At 38.6% G+C, this 21,600-nt stretch carries 21 protein-coding genes; 1 reads left to right on the forward strand and 20 read right to left on the reverse strand.

The features are described 5' to 3' along the window. Window positions 1–38: 38 nt before the first annotated feature. The 9 genes from argC to V7266_RS21230 all read right to left on the reverse strand — a co-directional run bounded on the left by argC (window position 39) and on the right by V7266_RS21230 (window position 9,408). Window positions 39–1,076, reverse strand: coding sequence for an N-acetyl-gamma-glutamyl-phosphate reductase (argC, locus tag V7266_RS21190; protein WP_335470647.1), 1,038 nt, complete (start codon window positions 1,074–1,076; stop codon window positions 39–41). A 218-nt stretch (window positions 1,077–1,294) separates the two neighbouring features. Beyond that, window positions 1,295–2,059 (reverse strand): type I 3-dehydroquinate dehydratase, encoded by a 765-nt coding sequence (gene aroD, locus V7266_RS21195; RefSeq protein WP_335470649.1) that lies wholly within the window; start codon window positions 2,057–2,059, stop codon window positions 1,295–1,297. Window positions 2,060–2,113: 54 nt separating this feature from the next. After that, window positions 2,114–2,638, reverse strand: coding sequence for a shikimate kinase (locus tag V7266_RS21200; RefSeq protein ID WP_420491472.1), 525 nt, complete (start codon window positions 2,636–2,638; stop codon window positions 2,114–2,116). Window positions 2,639–2,851: 213 nt separating this feature from the next. Continuing rightward, the gene (locus V7266_RS21205; protein ID WP_335470736.1) at window positions 2,852–3,691 is read right to left on the reverse strand and encodes an ABC transporter permease; all 840 of its coding nucleotides are present in this window, start codon (window positions 3,689–3,691) and stop codon (window positions 2,852–2,854) included. A gap of 77 nt (window positions 3,692–3,768) precedes the next feature. Next, window positions 3,769–4,776, reverse strand: coding sequence for an ABC transporter permease (locus tag V7266_RS21210; RefSeq protein ID WP_335470651.1), 1,008 nt, complete (start codon window positions 4,774–4,776; stop codon window positions 3,769–3,771). Window positions 4,777–4,849: 73 nt separating this feature from the next. Further along, on the reverse strand, window positions 4,850–6,463 hold the full coding sequence (locus V7266_RS21215) for an ABC transporter substrate-binding protein (protein WP_335470653.1): 1,614 nt from the start codon (window positions 6,461–6,463) through the stop codon (window positions 4,850–4,852). A 54-nt stretch (window positions 6,464–6,517) separates the two neighbouring features. Beyond that, on the reverse strand, window positions 6,518–7,486 hold the full coding sequence (locus V7266_RS21220) for an ABC transporter ATP-binding protein (protein WP_335470654.1): 969 nt from the start codon (window positions 7,484–7,486) through the stop codon (window positions 6,518–6,520). After that, window positions 7,467–8,480, reverse strand: a complete 1,014-nt coding sequence (locus tag V7266_RS21225; protein ID WP_335470655.1) for an ABC transporter ATP-binding protein — start codon at window positions 8,478–8,480, stop codon at window positions 7,467–7,469. The genes V7266_RS21220 and V7266_RS21225 overlap by 20 nt, the downstream gene beginning before the upstream one ends. A 163-nt stretch (window positions 8,481–8,643) precedes the next feature. Continuing rightward, on the reverse strand, window positions 8,644–9,408 hold the full coding sequence (locus V7266_RS21230) for a MerR family transcriptional regulator (RefSeq protein ID WP_335470657.1): 765 nt from the start codon (window positions 9,406–9,408) through the stop codon (window positions 8,644–8,646). Window positions 9,409–9,761: 353 nt separating this feature from the next. On the opposite strand from V7266_RS21230, the gene V7266_RS21235 reads away from it, so the two are divergent. After that, the gene (locus tag V7266_RS21235) at window positions 9,762–11,258 is read left to right on the forward strand and encodes a peptide MFS transporter (RefSeq protein WP_335470658.1); all 1,497 of its coding nucleotides are present in this window, start codon (window positions 9,762–9,764) and stop codon (window positions 11,256–11,258) included. Between the two features lie 232 nt (window positions 11,259–11,490). Here V7266_RS21235 and V7266_RS21240 read toward each other — a convergent pair whose 3' ends face one another. From V7266_RS21240 to V7266_RS21290, 11 genes are all read right to left on the reverse strand, one after another. Continuing rightward, window positions 11,491–11,721 carry a hypothetical protein gene (locus V7266_RS21240; protein WP_335470660.1) on the reverse strand — a complete coding sequence of 77 codons (231 nt, stop codon included), beginning with the start codon at window positions 11,719–11,721 and terminating at the stop codon, window positions 11,491–11,493. Between the two features lie 53 nt (window positions 11,722–11,774). Beyond that, a complete protein-coding gene (locus V7266_RS21245; protein WP_335470662.1) occupies window positions 11,775–11,975 on the reverse strand; it encodes a hypothetical protein in 201 nt (66 codons plus the stop codon). 86 nt (window positions 11,976–12,061) lie between these two features. Next, a complete protein-coding gene (locus tag V7266_RS21250) occupies window positions 12,062–12,805 on the reverse strand; it encodes an amino acid ABC transporter ATP-binding protein (protein ID WP_335470664.1) in 744 nt (247 codons plus the stop codon). Window positions 12,806–12,820: 15 nt separating this feature from the next. Further along, window positions 12,821–13,480, reverse strand: a complete 660-nt coding sequence (locus tag V7266_RS21255) for an amino acid ABC transporter permease (RefSeq protein ID WP_335470666.1) — start codon at window positions 13,478–13,480, stop codon at window positions 12,821–12,823. A gap of 99 nt (window positions 13,481–13,579) precedes the next feature. Beyond that, window positions 13,580–14,356: an amino acid ABC transporter substrate-binding protein gene (locus V7266_RS21260; protein ID WP_335470738.1), complete on the reverse strand. Its 777-nt coding sequence runs from the start codon at window positions 14,354–14,356 to the stop codon at window positions 13,580–13,582. 456 nt (window positions 14,357–14,812) lie between these two features. Further along, entirely contained in the window at window positions 14,813–15,727 is a 915-nt protein-coding gene (locus V7266_RS21265; RefSeq protein WP_335470668.1) for a ketopantoate reductase family protein, read from the reverse strand. 11 nt (window positions 15,728–15,738) lie between these two features. After that, window positions 15,739–16,809: a branched-chain amino acid aminotransferase gene (locus tag V7266_RS21270; RefSeq protein WP_335470671.1), complete on the reverse strand. Its 1,071-nt coding sequence runs from the start codon at window positions 16,807–16,809 to the stop codon at window positions 15,739–15,741. Window positions 16,810–17,033: 224 nt separating this feature from the next. Beyond that, window positions 17,034–18,440 (reverse strand): GntP family permease, encoded by a 1,407-nt coding sequence (locus V7266_RS21275; protein WP_335470673.1) that lies wholly within the window; start codon window positions 18,438–18,440, stop codon window positions 17,034–17,036. Window positions 18,441–18,651: 211 nt separating this feature from the next. Further along, window positions 18,652–19,680 (reverse strand): 4-hydroxy-2-oxovalerate aldolase, encoded by a 1,029-nt coding sequence (dmpG, locus tag V7266_RS21280; protein WP_335470676.1) that lies wholly within the window; start codon window positions 19,678–19,680, stop codon window positions 18,652–18,654. Between the two features lie 24 nt (window positions 19,681–19,704). Then, on the reverse strand, window positions 19,705–20,592 hold the full coding sequence (locus tag V7266_RS21285; protein WP_335470678.1) for an acetaldehyde dehydrogenase (acetylating): 888 nt from the start codon (window positions 20,590–20,592) through the stop codon (window positions 19,705–19,707). A gap of 50 nt (window positions 20,593–20,642) precedes the next feature. After that, window positions 20,643–21,422 (reverse strand): IclR family transcriptional regulator, encoded by a 780-nt coding sequence (locus V7266_RS21290; RefSeq protein ID WP_335470679.1) that lies wholly within the window; start codon window positions 21,420–21,422, stop codon window positions 20,643–20,645. Window positions 21,423–21,600 lie beyond the last annotated feature (178 nt).

Genomic DNA, 21,600 nt, shown 5'->3' on the forward strand with positions numbered 1-21,600 from the left:
TTAACCGGGCTATTTAACTAGTAAAATATTAGTTTTAATTATGGATACATTGGTATGTCGGTGAGCCCAGTTTGTTCATCCCAGCCATTTATTAGATTAGCGTTTTGAACCGCTTGACCTGCAGCCCCTTTTACTAAGTTGTCAATAACTGAGACCACAGTTAACCGATTAGTCCGTTCATCCACATGCAAGCCAATGTCACAAAAGTTTGATCCCATGACTTCTTTTGTTCCAGGTATATTTCCTTCTGGCCGTATTCTTATAAAATGTGATTCTTGATAAAATTGCTTATATAAATCAATAACTTTTTGGGTTGAAATTTTTTCTTTTAGATTCACATACATCGTACACATGATTCCTCTTGTCATGGGAACAAGATGTGTAGTAAAGGTAACGGTAATAGGATTACCACTCTCATCTGACAATACTTGTTCTATTTCAGGGATATGTTGATGTTTTCCTAGTTTATAAGCTTTGGTGTTTTCATTAATCTCTGAGTAATGGGAAGTTAGTGAGAGTCCTCTTCCTGCGCCAGATACTCCAGATTTTGCATCAATAATAATAAAATTTTCATCAGCTAATTTGGATTTAAGAATCGGTAAAAGACCAAGATTAGTTGCTGTTGGATAGCAGCCGGGATTAGCGATGAAAGTTGACTCCTTGATTTCCTCTTTATAGATTTCACTTAAACCATACACTGCCTTGGTCAAGTACTTCTCTTCCGGTGATGGGTGTTTATACCAAGTCTCATATTCAACACTTGACCGCAGCCTGAAATCTCCAGATAGGTCAATACACTTTATTCCTTTATCAACTAACTGAGGTACAAGTTTGCTGCTTACACCAGAAGGAGTAGCAAGAAAAACAATTTCATTCTCTTCACTTAATCTATTGGCATCAAATGTTTCAAGAGGTTGATCAACAATATTTGAGAGATGTGGATACACATCATTAAAATGAACCCCTGCTTGGGAGTTAGATACAACGGAACCAATCTCCAAGTATGGGTGCTTATTAATTAATCTGACTAACTCGACTGAACCATAACCGGTTCCACCGATAATTGCAGCTTTCATTTCTTCCACTCCCAAGTCGCTTTTATAATGAATTATTATACATACTATTATATAATTATTCAACAGTTAATTGGCTTAATTTTTGATTTTTACTGAAAATTGCCTTACTTATTTTTGCAAACGCTTACATTACCCCTTGTAAGATTATACATTTTATATGCAAAAAAAAAGCTCCTTAAATATCAGGAACTTCATAGGATCAAGTAACAATTAGTCATTTATAGGCTTGTATGAAGCAAATTCAAGACACTTCGCAGTTCCTTAACCGCTACCTGTCCCGGTGCAGAAGCCTTCTTAGCTGCTCCAAAAGTAAGGGCAGAGCCGAATAATTCTCCAGCTAGGCGGCTAATAACCCCTTTTCCTGCCATAGACATAGTAATAATCGGTCTGTCAGCGTACTGTTCATTCATGGTTGTTGTGGCATCCAATAATGTTAGGACATCAGCTGTACTAGCAGGCATTACAGCAATCTTCGGCAGATCTCCACCTAATTCCTGGGCTTTACATAGCCGTGAGATAATCTCATCTTTTAAAGGAGTCCCATGAAAATCATGGTTAGAAATGATTACATATACGTTTTGTGCATGCGCTGCTTCTATTAGTGCTTTAACATCATTTTCTTCATTAAATAACTCAATATCGACGATATCGATTAAGCCAGTTTCCGTGATAGCTTTATTTAGCTCAAAATAGAAAGCTGTACTAATCTCTTTTTCTCCGCCTTCTTTAGCACTGCGGAAAGTAAAAACCAGTGGGGTTTCAGGAAGAATAGCACGAATTTCTTTTAAGGCTGCTTCTACCTTTTCAATTTGTTCAACATGCTCAAAGAAATCAACACGCCACTCTACAACATCCAAATCAAGTGTTTTTAAATAGTTTGCTTCCTCTATAAGTTGATGTATGCTAGTCCCTACCATTGGTACACAAATTTTCGGAACACCTTCACCGAGGGTAATCCCTCTAACGGTAATAGTTTTTTTCATTTTTCCCCAGTCCTTTTCTATTTTTTAATAAAAGTTCCTGAGGCATAACGGTTACTACTTTTCACCATGTAATTCCCAGGCTAATTTTAATGATTCAACAATATAATCCGCTATCTCTTCTACCTCTTGATTATCAGTTGATACTACAGAATGGTGAACAGCGTAAATTTCCTGACGTTTATAAAACAGTTCTTCAATTTCCTTTAAGGACTTACCTTTTAAAACAGGCCGGCTGTCAATAATAAGACTAATTCGATCCTTCCAATTTTCCCAGGATAAATCTAGGAAAATAACAAGGCAATTTTCTAAACAAACCTGTTTGATCTCTTCTTGTAAAAATGCCCCGCCTCCAAGAGAAATAATCTTCATTTTCCTTTTGCATACATCAGTAATAACACTTTTTTCCTTTTCACGGAAAGCTTTTTCGCCAATTCTAGTAAAGATTTGTGACGTTGGCATCCCGTACTCTTTTTCTATTTCCGCATCAATATCGATAAAATCACGATAAAGTTTTTTCGCGACAGCTTTACCGATTGTCGTTTTTCCTACTCCCATAAACCCTATAAACACAATACTCATTTCTTTTAAAGAAACTCCCCGATATACCAATCTATAATTCCCCCTCAAGGATATGAATTGTATAATTATTTTTTCTGAAATGTACGACTTTATCTTGTCTCATTATAATAGTTCCTCCAATAGAAAAACAATGTTTATGTGACCATTTGAACATATTACACCTACTCGAAAAATCAAAAAGAAAAAGACCCCAGCTGGAGTCTCGTTCAAACCTTAATTCTTCATCTTGGGGTCAAGGACATCTCTTAATCCATCTCCCATTAAGTTAAATCCCAGCACTGTCAGCATGATAGCGATTCCCGGAAAAAACAGTGTCCATGGAGCCTGAGTAATATAATTCTTTGAATCAGCCAGCATCTTCCCCCACTCTGGTGCCGGAGCCTGTGCGCCCATACCCAGAAAACCTAAGGCTGCCGCTTCGATTATAGATGTGGCAATTGCTAAAGTTGCTTGGACAATGACTGGGGAAATACTGTTAGGTAAGATGTGACGAAAGAGAATCCGGGAATCCCTCATCCCCACTGCTCGAGACGCCATAATGTATTCTTCCTGTTTAACGCTCAACACCTTGGAGCGCACAAGCCGGCCAAAGTTTGGAATATTAATAACTGCAATGGCTATTAAAGCATTTTGTAAGGATGGTCCAAGGATGGCCACCACAGCAATCGCTAATAAAATGCTCGGAAAAGCCAGCATAATATCAAAGATTCGCGAGATAATCATATCTACCCAGCGGCCATAATAACCTGCGACAATTCCTAAAATTGTTCCAAAAACGACAGACCCTAAAACTGAAAAAAATCCAACCCACAACGATATTCTTGCCCCATAAACAATCCGAGAGAAAATGTCACGGCCAAAATCATCTGTGCCGAACCAATGATCGTTTGAAGGCGGGAGCATTCGGTCTGCTAGTACTTGCTCTCTAAAGCTATAAGGTGCAATAATCGGTGCTAAAATAGCAATCACGATAAAAAAAACTACAATCCCCAGACCAGCCAGAGCTAATCTATTTTTATAAAATGATATCCATGCTTCCTTCCAGGGAGACATCAGCCTTTCTTCAACAAATACAGGCTCGATATGAGCTGCTTTTTTTACAAGTTCCGCCACTCAAAAATCCCCCTCCCTTATTTTGTATATTTAATTCTTGGATCAACAAAGACATATAATAAATCCACAATTAAATTAATAAGGACAAAAATGGCCGCAATTAATAAAATACCGGACTGTATTACTGGATAATCACGATAACCGATTGCATCATATAAATATCGGCCTATTCCCGGCCAGCCAAAGATGGTTTCAGTTAGGATCGCTCCTCCTAATAGAAGGCCTGTTTGCAATCCGATAATCGTCAGGACTGGAATAACTGCATTTTTTAAAGAATGTTTATAAACCACCCAAAACATACTTAATCCCTTTGCCCTTGCGGTACGGATGAAATCTGATTTCATCACTTCCAGCATAGTTGCACGTGTCATTCTTGCAATGATTGCCATGGGAATGGTGGCAAGTGCCAAGCTTGGCAGAATCAAATGTTTGAGAACAACGAAAAATTGATCCAATCTTCCTTGTAATAAGGTATCTATTAAATATAGGTGGGTAATGGCTGAGACGGGATCTCTAACATTCTCTCTTCCTGTGGTTGGAAGCCAGCCTAAATGGATGGAAAATACCCATTGCTCCATTAAACCAAGCCAAAAAATAGGCAGTGAAACCCCAATTAGAGCAAGAACCATTGCAGCATAATCAAACCATGATTTCGAAAACCAGGCGCTAACAATTCCGGCATTTACGCCGAGAATCACAGCGATAAACATGGCAACTAGCGTTAATTCTGCCGTTGCTGCAAGGTAAGACCATATTTCTCCATTAATAGGACCTCTTGTCCTCAGTGAAACCCCCAAATCCCCATGAAGTAACGCCTTAATATAATCTACGTATTGTAGATACCAAGGCCTATCCAATCCTAATTCCTTTGTTAGGGCAGCAATTGATTCTGCTGTCGCTCTTTGACCAAGAATAACTTGTGCAGGATTCCCAGGTATGGCATGGATAATAGCAAAAACTACTAGAGTCATTCCAATTAAAACAGGTATTAGAGAGAACACGCGGCGGACTGTGTACGTAAACAAACTTTTCACCTCTTTTTTAAAAGAAACAGGATTTTACAAAAGGGAGGGAGAGCCCCTCCCTTTTGTTCAGCTCTTACTTAAATTCAACCTTAGTCAGTGCTTCTGATCCTGTGGGATGCGGTAAGTAATTTACGACATCTTTTCCCGCTGCTAACAATGGCGTTGAGTGTACGAGCGGAACCCATGGAGCATCATCATGGATGATGACTTGAGCTTGCTCATAAAGTGCATTACGCTTTGCCTGGTCTGTTTCTGTCTGCGCCTTAATTAAGATTTCGTGCAATTGGTCATTGCTATAATAAGAATAGTTATTGCTTCCAATGCTGTCCTTATCAAGCAAAGTGTATAAGAAGTTGTCAGGATCACCATTGTCACCGGTCCAGCCAAGCATGAACATATCAAACTCACCTTTAGTTGCTTTTTCTAAATAAGTTGCCCAGTCAACAGATTGAATTTTGGCTTTTATTCCAATTTTACTTAAGCTTTCTTGAATCACTTCTGCTACCTTTTGCGCTTCGGGTATATACGGACGAGCTACAGGCATAGCCCAAAGATCAGTTTCGAATCCTTTTTCATACCCTGCCTCTTTTAATAATTGTTTTGCTTTTTCTAAATCATATGGATATGGCTCAATAGACTTATTATAGCCTTCAATGGAAGGCGGCATTGGGTTAACAGCTTCAAGTGCCTTTCCCCCATAAAATGCATCGATGATTGATTTTTTATCAATGGCAAAATTGATGGCTTGACGAACAAGTTTATTGTCAAATGGTTTACGAGTGGTCGTTAAACCAATATACCCTACATTCATTGATGGACGTTCAATCACTTGAAGATTGGCATTTGCCTTAACAGTGGCCTCGTCTGAGTTGTTTAGACCATCCATGACGTCTATTTCGCCATTGGCAAGAGCGTTAAGACGTGCTGTATTTTCAGGAATGACACGGAAAATCACTTTATTTAACTTAGGATAGCCTTTTTGCCAGTAGTCTGGGTTTTTCTCAAGCGTAATCGTATCGTTTTCTTTCCACTCCACGAATTTAAATGGTCCTGTGCCAACAGGATGCTCTCTAAATTTATCACCGTATTTTTTAACTGCCGCAGGGCTGGCTATTCCAAACGGTGACATCGCTAAGTTCTTAAGGAATGGCGCTTGAGGTCTTGTCAATACAAATTGTACAGTATGGTCATCAACAGCCTTAACTTCTTTAATCACATGTCCTTTTTCCCCTTTATAACCACCAAACATGGTATAGTAAGGGAAGCTGTCCGCATTTCCATTCATCCAGCGGTCAAAGTTAAAAATAACTGCCTCTGCATTAAAATCCGTTCCATCATGAAATTTCACCCCTTGCCGGAGTTTAAAGGTATATGTTAACCCATCAGGAGTAACTTCCCATGATTCAGCAAGTCCAGGATTGATGGTAGTATCCTGGTCGCCATATTGGATTAAAGTTTCAAAAATGTTTTCAGTTACCTTAAATGTTTCACCTTCTGTTGAGGTGATTGGATCTAGGGATGTAGAATCTCCACCCCGGCCATAAACTAATGTATCCTTTTTCGTTCCGCTATCTGAAACCGTATCTTTTTTATCCCCTGTTACTTCATTTGTTTTGCTGCTGCAGCCAACTAAAAACATGCTGACGGCTAATAAGAAGATCAACAGCAATTGGAATGACTTCTTCATAAGATTTTCTACCCCCTAATTATTTGTTTATTTATTATCATCAATGCTGCAGATTCACTTGTTATATAAGTGGCATGCAACAAAATGACCATTTATCTCTATTTCTAAAGGTCTTGTTGTTTTGCAAATATCCATACACTCCTTACATCTCGTATGGAAAGCACAGCCCGAGGGGGGATTGGCCGGACTTGGCAATTCCCCTTCTATTAAGATGGTTTCCTTCCTGAAATCCGGGTCAGGTACCGGAACCGCTGATAGTAGAGCTTTGGTGTATGGATGCATGGAGTTTTCATAGAGTTCTTCACTGTCAGCGAGTTCTATTAATCTCCCTAAATACATCACGCCTACACGATCGCTAATGTGTCTAACTACACCTAAATCATGGGCGATAAATATATAAGTGAGCTTAAATTCCTCTTGTATCTCCTTCATTAAATTAAGAATTTGCGCTTGAATTGAAACGTCCAGCGCTGAAACAGGTTCATCTGCAATAATAAGTTTTGGTTTTGTCATAAGTGCCTTAGCAATTCCAATCCGCTGGCGCTGCCCACCGCTAAATTGATGCGGATATCTTTTAGCATGGTAACTGCTTAAGCCAACTACCTCAAGCATATCTCTTACTTGCTTACGGCGTTCATCCTTTGTTCCAATCCCGTGGACAATCAAAGGCTCCTCTAGAATCTGTTCAATAGAATGTCTTGGATTTAGCGATGCGTAAGGATCCTGGAAGACCATCTGAATATCCCTGCGTATTCTTCTTAATTCTGACTTTGACATTCTAGTGATTTCTCTATCTTCAAACAGAATTTTTCCATCAGTCGATTCAATTAAGCGCATTAGTAATCGTCCAGTAGTAGACTTTCCACAGCCGCTCTCACCAACAATTCCGAGTGTTTCTCCTTTTCTCACAAAAAAGCTGATATCATCGACTGCCTTTACTTCACCCTGTTTCCTGCCAAAAAGGCCGCTTGCGATCGGAAAGTACTTTTTTAGCCCATTTACCTCAAGAAGTAACTCCGGCATGATCACCACTCCCTTCCTTTAATGTATGTTGGAAGCAGCGGACTTCATGTCCATCTTTTTGAGTTTTATACAGTTCCGGCTCTTCCATTTGACACCTAGCAAAGGCATCTGGACATCTCGCTGCAAATCGGCAGCCCTTCTTTACAGTTCCTGGTTCCGGAACTGTTCCAGGAATACTGTATAGCCGGTCTTTCTTTCCTCTAATTTCAGGAATAGATTTTAATAGCCCTTTTGTATAAGGATGCTCTGGATCTTTTAATATTTTTCTGACCTCACCTTGCTCCACAATTTGCCCTGCATACATAACAATGACCCGTTCACAAATTTCGGCAACAACACCCAAATCATGGGTGATTAGAATGATAGAAGTTTTGGTTTTATTATTTAATTCCTTCATTAAAGTAAGAATTTGCGCTTGAATCGTGACATCCAGTGCTGTTGTGGGCTCGTCCGCAATCAGCACCTTCGGCTGGCAGGCCATTGCCATGGCAATCATTACCCGCTGTCTCATCCCCCCTGATAATTGGTGGGGGTATTCCTTTAGAATCCCTTCTGCTCGAGGGATGCCTACAAGCCCTAATAATTCAATACACCGACTCTTTGACTCTTTTTTTGTTAGATTTGTATGTAACCGAATGGCTTCATCTAATTGGTTTCCAATGGTGAATAAGGGATTTAAGGATGTCATTGGCTCCTGAAAAATCATCGATAGTTGATTGCCGCGGATTTTTCTCCATTCTCTTTCAGAAATGTCCGTTATATCTTTACCAGCAAAAATAATTTTCCCGTTGTCTATTTTTCCAGGAGGAGAAGGTATTAACCCCATAGATGCTAGTGAAGTGACACTCTTGCCGCTCCCTGACTCACCAACGATTCCAAGTATTTCTCCCTCTCTTAATTCAAAACTCACTCCATCTACAGCAGGGGCATAGTTCCCTCCGGATTGAAACGACACTTTTAAATCATTAATTCGAAGAATAGGTCCTCTATCCACATTCACACCTACTTTTTTCTTTTCTACTAGACGAAATAAATAGCTTCTATAATCTATTGACCGTTAGAACTAATTATTCGTACAAAATATGACTTATTTAATTAACGATAAAAAAAGCCTGACACCATCCGCAGTTCTGCGAAAGTAGTGTCAGGCACATTTGTTATTTTTTCATTCCCGTGTAAATATAGATAGCATCTCTTAAAAACTTTGCCATACCAGGCTGCTCTTTGTCATAGTAGGCTGTAAATCTCTCATCATCTACATACATTTGTGCAAGGCCGGAATGGGCATCTTTGCTGTATTCAGTCCAATAATAGCATAACCATTGTTTATGCAGTTCAGCCGCTTTTTGGGCTAACTCCCCTGCCGGGTCACCTGTTTTAAACGCTTCAGCTAAAGTGACTGTGATGCTTTCGGCTAATGTAGTGACTTCATTATGCTGCTCCTCTGACATATTCATGACCTTTGCATTTGATTGGACTACTTGATCATTCCCATATTTTCGGCGGATTTCTTTCCCATACGTTCTCTCGTTTTCCTCTATCATCTTTTTCTTAAAACCTTCGAACTTCTCTTGATTAGACATCTTCCTTCTCCCTTCCGTTAAGGCAATCGTTTTATCGACATTAGCAATTAATAAATCTAATTGTTTCTTTTTCTCAAGGAGCTTATCACGATGATCTCTAAGTGCGGCTGTACCATCAAAGAATGGATCGGTTACTATATCTTTAATTTTATCTAAGCTCACATCTAATTCCCTATAAAATAGAATTTGCTGCAGCCGGTCGACTTCTGCTTGACCATAGATTCGATAACCTGACGAATTGATTCTTGCCGGCTTAAGAATCCCGATTTCGTCATAATATCTTAGTGTCCTCGTACTTATCCCCGCCAAGCTCGCCAACTTTTGCACTGTATACTCCATTCGTTCACCTCCTCTTGAATAAACCATACACCTTTACGCAGCGTTAAAGTCAACCCGTAAAATGCCCAATTTAATAAAACGTTTTCATTTGATGTTGGAAGTATTCAATTTTCATCTGGTTTCAAATTAATAATCCTAACTAACTTTTATGCTACTAGCAATATAGTAGAGTGAAAAATTTTTCTAATCAGAAATAATTAACTATTTTAAAAAAACTTTCTTTTCCCTCTAATATTCATAAATATATTGAATTATCAAGGTTTTTAAGTAACCATCATTTAATTACCAAAAAAAGTTTTTGACAATTCAAATATGTGAAAAGTATTATAGAATAATAAAAAGGAGGTTGTATAATGTCAAATGTAAATAGGCAGAAAATTGTGGATAGTGTACCTCAGAAAGGATTCTTTGGACATCCTAAAGGTTTATTCACCCTTTTCTTCACGGAATTTTGGGAGAGATTCTCTTATTACGGAATGAGAGCTATTCTCGTTTACTATATGTATTATAGTGTAACCAAGGGCGGTTTAGGTATGGACCAAACCTTGGCCTTATCTATTATGTCGATATACGGTTCCCTCGTGTATATGTCAGGGATTATTGGCGGCTGGTTCGCAGACCGTATTTTTGGTACGTCAAGAGCAGTGTTCATTGGAGGCATCCTCATAATGCTCGGTCATATTGCCCTTGCCATTCCTGGAAATATCGCCTTTTTCTTTGTTTCCATGGTATTGATTGTCTTGGGTACAGGTTTATTAAAACCGAACGTTTCGACTATTGTTGGTGAAATGTATGCTGAAAATGATAGCCGTCGTGATGCTGGATTTAGTATTTTTTATATGGGGATTAACGCAGGTGCCTTCCTATCACCACTAATCGTTGGCTCCAAAACAATTATGAATACCAGCTTTCACTTAGGTTTCGGTATTGCTGCAATTGGTATGTTTGTAGGATTAATTCTCTTCCTAGTGACAAAAAAGAAAAGTCTTGGACTTGCGGGGACTACCGTATCTAACCCGCTTACAGGCTCTGAGAAGAAAAAAGTCTATACTTATTTTGCCATTGCAATTATTGTTATTGCTATCATTTGTTTTATTACAATTCCAAATGGCATGTTAACATTTGAAGGGTTTATTAACATTGTAAGTATTCTTGGAATTCTGATTCCGACTATTTACTTTATTCGCATGTACACAAGTCCTAAAACTACTTCAATTGAGAAATCACGTGTTGTCGCATATATTCCATTGTTTATTGCTTCCGTTATGTTCTGGGCCATTCAAGAGCAGGGATCGACCATCCTTGCCAACTATGCTGACAAGCGGACACAATTAGATTTTGCTGGTATTCAAATTTCTCCAGCCTGGTTCCAATCATTAAACCCATTATTCATTATTGTATTCGCTCCTGTTTTTGCTGCAATATGGATGAAATTAGGAAAACGCGAGCCAACCATACCGCAAAAATTCTCACTGGGCTTATTATTTGCTGGATTATCTTTTATGGTAATTCTTGTACCAGCCTATTTCGGAGGAACAGATTCATTAGTAAATCCATTATGGCTAGTTCTTAGTTATTTTATCGTTGTTCTAGGTGAATTATGTTTATCACCTGTTGGACTATCAGCAACTACAAAATTAGCTCCAGCAGCTTTCTCTGCACAAACGATGAGTTTATGGTTTCTATCCAGTGCAGCCGCTCAAGCTTTAAATGCACAAGTCGTTAAATTCTATACTCCTGCAACTGAAATGACATACTTTGGTGTCATCGGCGGAGCTTCTATTGTCCTTGGTATTATTCTTTTAATGCTAGCACCAAAGATTCAGGGATTAATGAAAGGTATTCGATAGGAAAAGCGTAAGCACCCTGGTCAGCAGCGTATGGCCTGGAGTGCTCCAACTGAGATAAAGGAAACACGAAGGAGTTCAAGCGATTCGATGTTGACTTATCGTAGGGCGGAGCGCGAAGGACACTAGCTGCTAGAGTGCTGGAGCTGGACAATTCTCAAAGTTGAGCTATCTGTTTATATCCTATAAAAAAAAGGTGAAGGTCTCTTAATTTAAAGAGAACTTTCACCTTTTTTTATTTATCTGTAAGACCATTTAATTCATCTATTAACTGTTTTGTCCGTTTTGCATTCCCTTGGGCAAAATTTTCAAGACGTTCTTTTAATTCATCATTGTCATGAATACGCTCTGATGTAATTAGATAAGTTCGCATCAGATCTTCTTCAATTTCTTTTGAACTTTCAAGAATGGATGCAAGGTTTTCCTTTTCTTCATGATCCTTATTTTTGAACGAATTTATATCCATTAAATAGGACCTCCTTTTTACCTTTATTCTTCTCTAACTCGGCATTATTTATGTTATTTCCTTTGATCATACATAACATCATTAAGGGCTTGTTGCAATGTCCCTTTGAATTCGGCCAACGCATTAAAATCTATCCCAATGTTAATTAAGTTTTTGACAATGTCCGCACGTAATCCTGTTAAAATTGTTTTACAGCCCATCATGGATATCCCTTCAATAATTTTAGCAAATTTGTCAGATGCATCGATTTCCATTGGAGTAACTCCTGAAAGGTCAATAATTAATAATTGTATATAAAAAAGCTCATCTTATTAGTAAATTAAAGATGAGCTTTTCATTATTATAAACTGCGGTTTAAAAAGACTTTTGTCCGTTCGAATTGAGGATTAGTAAAAATCTCAGCTGGATGGCCGGACTCAATAATCTCTCCATTGTCCATGAATATCACCTTGTTAGCTACCTCTTTAGCAAACCCCATCTCATGAGTCACCACAATCATTGTCATTTGTTCTTCTGCTAAATCCTTCATTACTTTGAGCACTTCACCTGTTAGCTCAGGATCAAGAGCTGATGTAGGCTCATCAAATAGCAGAATTTCAGGCCTCATCATGAGTGCTCGAGCGATAGCAACCCTTTGTTTCTGTCCGCCTGATAAATTGGCAGGGTAGGCATTGGCACGATTGAGAAGGCCTATTTTATCCAATAGCTCTGAGCTTCGCTGTTGAAGCTCAGCTGAAGATTCTTTTTTCACCAATTTAGGTGCAATCATCAGATTTTCGTGAACTGTTAGGTGAGGGAACAGATTAAAGTGCTGAAAGACCATTCCCATCTTAGCGGTAATCTGTTTAATTTCGGGAAGTTTTGGATACACTCCATCTTTCACCAAGTATTGACCCAAAACACAGATACTGCCAGCCTCTACTTGTTCAAGGTGAACAAGACTGCGCAGCATGGTACTCTTCCCTGAACCCGAGGGACCGATGACCGCAACTACATCATTTTTATTGACATCAAAGGTGATATTCTTTAATACATCTAGTTTGCCATAAGACTTTTTGAGATTTGAAACTTCAATAATCGCCATATTCACCCATACCTTCTATTCAAATCTAAATCTATTCTCAACCCATTTAAATACTAGTGTTAATACAAGTGTCATTAAGAGATAAATAATTCCAGCTACCACAAAGGGAACGATGGTAAAATCACGATTGACCGCTGTTTCGGCAAAGTGTAGTAATTCAGGAACTGCCACGGCATAGAGGAGGGCAGTATCTTTAACCAGTGTAACCGATTCATTTGCCACAGCCGGCAGGGCAATTCGAAACATTTGCGGCATGATAATTCTCGTCATCATATGCCATCTATTTAACCCTAGAACCTGAGATGCCTCATATTGTCCTTTATCAATTGCCAATAATCCTCCACGAAAGATCTCGGCAAAATATGCTGCATAATTTAAAATAAACCCTAAACACGCTGCAACAAAACGGTCCAAGACTAAATATTCACCGATAACCGGGATCATCGGCAGCCCGAAACAGATAAATAATAATTGCAATAACAGCGGTGTTCCCCGCATCGCATATATATATGCTTGTGCAAGCCATGACAATGGTTTGATTTTACTTCTTACTGCCAATGTTAAAAGAAAGCCCAATGGAATGGAGACTAAAATAGCAATAATGAATAAAAGGATCGTCATCTGGGCCCCTTCAAGCATTGGCTTCAGGATTGAAATAATGTAATTAATAGACATTCTTAATTTTCCTCCAATTAGAAAAGCGTAAGCAGCATTATCAATTAACAAACAAAACAGGCTTTCCGGTGGAAATCCTGTTTTGCCTTCTTATAAATTTTACTTCAATACTTTATTTTCGCCAAACCACTTAGTTGAGATTTTTGCTGCTGTTCCATCTGCATTCATATCATCGAGGGCTTTTTGAAGATTTTTAAGTAATTCTTCATTTCCTTTTTTCACACCTACTCCATACTCCTCTGGAGCAAGTGATTCATCCAATATTTTAAAAGTATTTTTCTCTTTAGTCATATAATAATTAATAACGACCTCATCAATGACCACCGCATCCAAACGTCCGCTTTTTAAATCATTTAAAGCTAACACATTGTCTTTAAATTCTGTTACGGTTTTAATTTTTGATTTAATTGGATTTGCATCTAAGGCATCTGACGCAGAGGAAAGCGATTGAAGCCCGACAACTTTTCCTTCTAAATCTGATAGTTTAGTAAGTTTAGAATCAGTTCGTGTAACAACGACTTGTGCATTTTTTAAATAGGGCTTTGTGAAAAGCACTTTTTTCTTTCGATCATCTGTAATAGTGTATCCATTCCAAATAAGGTCAATGCGGCCGCTGCTAAGTTCAGACTCTTTAGTTTTCCAATCGATTGGCTGAAACTCTACTTTTTTCCCCATTTTTTCAGCAGCAGCTTTTGCGAGGTCAATATCAAAGCCGACAATCTTATTGTTTTCATCTCTGAATCCCATAGGGGCAAATTTATCGTCAATCCCAATAATTAGCGTATCATTTTTAGCACTAGATGATTTGCTTGAGCAAGCTGTAAGAAGAGAAAAAACAGCTGCAATGGCGAGCATCATTGTTGCTATACGTTTCATCATGTATTACCACCTTTTACAAGATTATTTTATAAATACTTTAGTACGTTACCATACTAGCACATTATAACATTATAATATTTTAAAACACAATCATTTTTCTTCTAAAACGAAAAAAGTCTCTCCCTGAAGTGGGAGGGCACTGAAAATTCACATAAATGTAATTTGTGTATGTATATTGGCTGTTGATTTCCACTCAAGGCGGCTTCGCTTTCCGCGGGCGTGCCGGGAAGCCTCCTCGGCGCNNGAGTCTTCGCCGCCTTCCGTTCCAATCAACAGAGTTCTTTTACTCAGTTCAATTTTTTAAAGGTATAATTTCTCATCATTAAGATGATTTTTTTAGAATGTTTTTAATATTTATTATAATAATATAATGGATTAGGCTTAGAATTAGCACTTTATAAAAAATAAAAGGCAACTTCCCGAAAATGGGCAGTTGCCTTTATTTTTTATTATTTATGCTATTGTATACTGGTTTTCAATTGACTTTATTCTATGATACAACTCTCGATTAACAGGTGTTGGTATATCATACTTTTTCCCCAATTTCACGACGGTACCGGAGAATAACTCTACTTCACTGAATCGTCTTGCCTCAACATCCTGGGCCATTGAGGGTTTTCCATCTGGACTTAATGTGCCTAATACCCTTAACCAATAATCTAAATCTTCTTCCGTTAAACGGACCTCTACTTTTTCCGAGAGCGCCATTACCTCTCTCATAGCAGAAATCATCATCGTTCTAGCCGGTCCCTCAAGCTGGACCTCTCCATAATTACTTTCAAAGACAGCAACGGTTTGATTTACCCCTACATTAAGCATGAATTTCCCCCACAGCCTTCTTAACATATTGGGGTCAACCTCATATGGAATTTCCACTTGTTCAAAAAACTCAGCCAGGCTATTCACCTTTTCTGATTCATTTCCCCCAAAACAGATCATTCCCATATGGTCGTATGTCAGTTGGTTCTCGACTTTAACCGCATCCATACCTTGGGCCACACTATATATTATCTTATCCATACCATAAGTCTCACCAATGATGTCCTCACTAGTGATACCATTTAGGAGTGATAAAATAATTGTTTTCTCACCAACATGCTGTTTTACCGCTTGGATCGCAGCATCTAAGCCATTAAATTTTACCGCAATGATCAACAAATCGGCTGGCTCGCATGCTTCCTCAGGTCTCACATAGTTGAAATCACAGCGCTCCCCATTACAAAAAACTCCGTCCTCTTTATAGCGCTGAATGCGGTCTTGGTCAGCAATTATTCTTAAATCGGCACGGGGCATCTTCTTAGCTAATTGGTTCCCAAATAGAATTCCTAATGCCCCAAGACCGATGATAGAGATATTTTTTATGACCATCGAACTTCACCTTAAATCCTTACTGACCATCCAAAAGGATCCTCTTTTGTGCCATTTTGGATTCCGGTTAATGTATCGTATACTTGTTTCGAAACCGAACCAATTTCTCCCTTATTAATGACCATTTTCTCGTTCTTCCATAGTAATTCTCCAATTGGCGAGATAACCGCAGCTGTTCCAGAACCAAAAGCTTCCTCTAATAGGCCATCTTGATAAGCCTGCTGAATTTCATGAATAGAAAGTCTTCGCTCTACAACTGGAATATTCATATAATTCAATAGCTCGATAACTGATTTACGAGTAATCCCTTCAAGGATACTTCCATTTAACTCTGGAGTAATAACCTCCCCATTGATTTTAAAGAAGACGTTCATACTGCCAACCTCTTCAATATATTGATTCTCTTTTCCATCAAGCCATAATACTTGAGAATAACCATTTTGCTCGGCAATCTCGGACGCCTTTAAGCTCGCTGCATAGTTCCCTGCTGTCTTGGCATTCCCTGTTCCCCCAGCAACTGCACGAACATATTCACTTTCCACAGCAATTTTAACAGGATTGATTCCCTCTTTATAATAAGCACCTACAGGAGAAAGAATAATCATAAACTGATAGGTTTTTGCAGGATGTACTCCTAGAAATGCTTCAGTCGCAATCATAAATGGACGAATATAGAGGGATGTGCCTTCCGCAGAAGGAATCCAATCACGTTCAATTTGAATTAATTGCTTTAACGCACTTAATGCCCCTTCTTCATCAAGCTTCGGCATACATAAGCGGTCATTAGAACGATTGAATCGTTTCATATTCTCATCAGGTCTAAACAATAGAATCTGTTCATCCTTGGTCATATATGCTTTTAACCCTTCAAATACTGTTTGCCCGTAGTGAAATACGGTCGCAGCCGGGTCTAAAGTAATGGGTTGATAAGGTACAATTCTTGGGTCATGCCACCCTTTACCTTCAGTATAATTCCAAATAAACATGTGGTCAGTGAAATTCTTACCAAAATCTAAATGGTCAAAAGATGGCTTTTGTTTCTTTTCTGTACTTAAAGTTACGTCAATTTCTAACTCCTTCATGATTATGGCTCCCATCCTTAGTTTCTATAAACTTTCCATAAAAGATATAGTTACATAATTTTAATACTATTTCGATTATTTTAACATATTTTTCGAAGAATTGTGTTAATTTTGCTAGTAACTATTAAAACAATTAGGATTGTTATTTTTTGGCAAAGAAAAACAAGTAAACTTGTCAAATTAAAGACATTGTTTACTTGCCCAGTCTACTCTTATTTCTTCTATTAAACTAGTCCTGTTGTTAAATATACGCCAATGATAAAGAAGGCTGCGATTGTTTTAATAATAGTGACTGCAAAAATATCACGGTAGGACTGTTTATGTGTTAAACCTGTAATCGCAAGTAACGTGATAACCGCACCATTATGGGGCAGTGTATCCATACCCCCTGAGGCCATCGAAATGACCCGGTGCATGACTTCAAGAGGAATTCCAAATTGGTTGGCCAATTCAATATACTTATCAGCCATAATTCCTAACGAAATCGCAATCCCCGCTGAAGCTGAACCGGAAATAGCAGAAAGAACGTTTGTAGTCACAGCACCATTTAATAATGGATTAACAAATAATTTAGAAATGCCATCTCTAGCAATCGTAAAACCAGGCAGTGATGAAATAACTGCACCAAAGCCGTACTCAGTAGCAGAGTTCATTATGGCTAATAAGGCTCCGGCAATCCCTATATTCATACCATCTTTAAAGTTAAGTACAATTGGTTTTCGATTATATAAAATAGTAGTAAGAATACCAATAATAAGTGCAATTTCAACCGACCATATACCCACAACCTGTGAAGTTTCAATATTAGGAAAATTTAAACCAATTTTTGAAAAATCAAAACCATTCGGATACCACTTAGGAATTAAAGTTGTTAACACTTTATTTAATACTCCAACCAGTACAACTGGAACAAAGGCCAAAATTTTACGAGCCGTACTTTCTTGTAAATCAAGGTTAACTTCAATTTGTTTTTCTTTAATCGTTCCGAAACAATCGTATCCTTCACCAGCTTTTTCAGCCTTTTTCCGGCGTGAATTTAAATAGAGCATACCAAGTGTGAAGATAAAAATCGCACCTATGATCCCAAGTGTTGGTGCAGCATAAAGATTTGTCTTGAAAAATGTGGTCGGGATAACGTTTTGTACCTGCGGAGACCCTGGAAGTGAATCCATTGTAAAGGTGAATGAACCTAGGGCAATGGTACCTGGAATTAATCGTTTAGGAATGTTAGATTGTCTAAACAGGTTTGCTGCAAAAGGATAGACAGCAAAAGCAACAACTACCAAACTGATACCACTATAGGTAAGAATCGCACATAATAATACTATGACCAGCATGGCACGTTTACGCCCCACTAATTGAATGAGCGTTGTTGCAATAGAACGTGCTAATCCAGACATTTCAACAACCTTACCGAATACTGCTCCTAATAAGAAAATCGGAAAATATAGTTTAATATATTCAACCATTTTCCCCATAAAAACATTTGAAAAAAACGGTAAGACGAAATCTGGATTTGTTAGGAATACGGCAAATAATGCACAAATAGGAGCAAACAAAATAACAGAAAATCCCCGGTAAGCAATAAACATTAACATTCCGAGTGCTAATAGGATAATAACCAGTTCCATAAAATCTCTCCTCTATTTCAGCGAGTATTATTCTAAGAAGTTGCAGCGAGATATATTTTAGCAACTGAGGACAATGATCACAGAACTTAAAACCGCTTTCATTAAATACTACAGTAATTTTTTAAAAATATATATCCTTGCGCAGTATGCTGGCGAAAAAGAGGAAGTTCTCCTTTCCGCCAACTCTTAGAAGTTATGAATCTATAAATAATTAGCTTAAAGCTACTTTACTATTATGTTTAGCAATCTCAGCCGCCACTTCGACAATCATATCCTCTTGGCCGCCCACCACTTTACGTTTTCCTAATTCTACTAAAATGTCTCGTGAATCAACACCAAATTTAGCAGCAGCACGTTTTGCATGAAGAGCAAAGCTTGAGTATACACCCGCATAACCTAATGTTAAACTGTCTTTTGTAATTTCCTGCGGCACTTGTAGGATAGGGGCAACAATGTCTTCTGCTAAATCCATCATTTTATATAAGTCTACTCCAGTTTTAATTCCCATCCGTTCACAAACGGCAACCAATACTTCTGTTTGCGTATTACCTGCCCCGGCACCAAGACAGCGCACACTTCCGTCAATCCGCGTGGCTCCCTCTTCAATTGCTGCAAGAGTATTGGCCATTGCAAGTGATAAGTTGTTATGCCCATGGAAGCCAACATTGATTCCAACGGATTCTTTCAAGGCATGAATTCTCTCACGTACTTGGTTAGGCAGTAAATAACCGGCAGAATCCACAACATAAACCGTATCAGCACCATAGCTTTCCATTAATTTAGCCTGCTCAACTAATTTATTAACCGGAGCCATATGATTCATCATAAGGAATCCAACTGTTTCCATCCCTAATTCTTTTGCGTAAGCAATATGCTGGGGAGCTACGTCAGCCTCTGTCACATGGGTGGCAATACGGGCCATTTTAGCTCCTAAATTAGCGGCTTCTTTTAATTCATGCAATGTACCGATTCCGGGTAAAAGAAGGACAGCAATTTTAGACTTATCAGCAACGGATACCGCGGCTTCAATTAATTCCATTTCATTAGTACGGGAGAGTCCGTACTGTAAAGATGAGCCTGCCAGCCCGTCTCCATGGGATACTTCAATAAATGGTACGCCCGTATCATTCAATGCTTTGGTTATTTTGAGTATTTGTTCCACTGTATATTGATGATTAATCGCATGACTTCCGTCCCGTAAGGCTACCTCTGTAATCAGGATATCTCTCTCATTTGTCATTTTTCTTTACCCCTTTCTAACAGTTTAAACTGTTTCTTTCGTTAAAAGTTTTTTCGCAAATGCTTCAGCAATTCTTACACCAGCAGAAGTCATGATATCAAGGTTACCTGCATACACCGGCAAGTAATCACCAGCACCTTCTACTTCAAGGAAGATGGTCACTTTATTACCTTCAAAAATCACCTCAGTCCGGAGACGGTAGCCTGGTACATAGGATTGAACTACTTTTTCCATTTCAGCGATGGATTGTCGAATGGCCTCTTCATCCATTTTTCCTTCTTCCACAAGCGTATACACTGTATCACGCATCATAATTGGCGGTTCAGCTGGATTTAATATCATAATGGCTTTCCCTTTTTTCGCGCCTCCGACTACCTCAATTGCACGGGAAGTGGTTTCCGTAAATTCGTCAATATTGGCACGTGTTCCAGGTCCAGCACTTTTACTTGCAATGGTGGCAACGATTTCTGCATACTCAACTGGTGCAATACGGTTTACAGCATGAACCATTGGGATGGTTGCCTGACCGCCGCAAGTAATCAGATTGATATTATCTTTATCTAAATGGTCCTCAATATTAACGGCCGCACATACATATGGTCCTACTGCAGCTGGAGTCATATCAATTACTTTTATGCCGGCTTCTTTTAATACTTTTGCATTGTATAAATGTGCTTTTGCACTCGTGGCATCAAAAACAATGTCCGCTTCTAAAGTTGGATCTGCTAGAAATCCATCAATCCCTGTATCAACCCCGGCATATCCTAATTCTCTCGCACGACGGAGTCCATCTGATTGTGGATCTATTCCTATTACAGCAGTTAGCTCTAATAGGTCAGAACGGCCTAGTTTAATCATTAAATCTGTCCCAATGTTCCCTGATCCCAGAACGGCAACTTTTACTTTTGACAAAATAATTCTCCTCCAATACCTAAATTTATTAATTTATCTCTTTTCTTTCTCTACTTAGATGCAATATTCCCATTGAAACCTAACTGTCTTGAAATATCAGCCGCTGCATGCTTAATTCCCTCAATGACATTAGGCAGACGTTCTTCATCTAACCTCATTTTAGGAGCAGCACAGCTTATCGAAGCGATCACATTCCCTTGATGATTAAAGATAGGTGCAGCTACACATTTTAGTCCCAGCTCAATCTCTTCATCATCAAAGGCATAACCTTGTTCCCTAATGGATGGCAAAAGACCTTTAATCTCCTCGATATTAGTCTTCGTAAATTCTGTAAATGCTTCTAAACTGATAGATGATAAAATTCGATTTACTTCATCTTCACTAAGATGGGACAAAATGGCTTTACCAACACCTGTACAATGAAATGGGGCTCTCTTGCCAATATGTGAATAAATGGTTAAGGCATTCGGACCTTCTACTTTTTCAATGTAAATTAGTTCATCACGCTGCAGCGATACCAAGTGGACGGTTTCATGTAGCTCCTCGACTAAGTCTTTAATGATGGGTCTGGCAATTCTTCCAATATCAAGATGTTTTCCTACGTAATTACCTAGCTCAAAGAGTTTAATTCCGAGTCTATATTTTTGATTTTCTGAATTTTGCTCTAGGTAGCCTCGATGTTCCAAGGTTTTGATAATGCCGTGGACAGTACTCTTTGATAGGTTCAATCTGTCACTAATCTCTTTAATACTTTGTTCTGGATGTGAAGTTAAAAATAGTCCTAGGACATCTGCTGCTCTTTCGATTGATTGAATTAGACGCTCCGCCATCTTGTCCCTCCTTATCGTTCGACATTATCGAATGCTGTTCGTAAATATTAAGTACACTTTTATAGTACTCTTAGGTACTTATTCTGTCAACGTTTTCATTTTTTATTTTTCGAATGGCTCATTTAAATTGGGCTGTTGATATCCGCTCCAGGCGCTCGATTTCCGCGGGCGTGCCGGG

Source organism: Neobacillus drentensis (assembly GCF_036965645.1).
Taxonomy (GTDB): domain Bacteria; phylum Bacillota; class Bacilli; order Bacillales; family Cytobacillaceae; genus Neobacillus; species Neobacillus drentensis_D.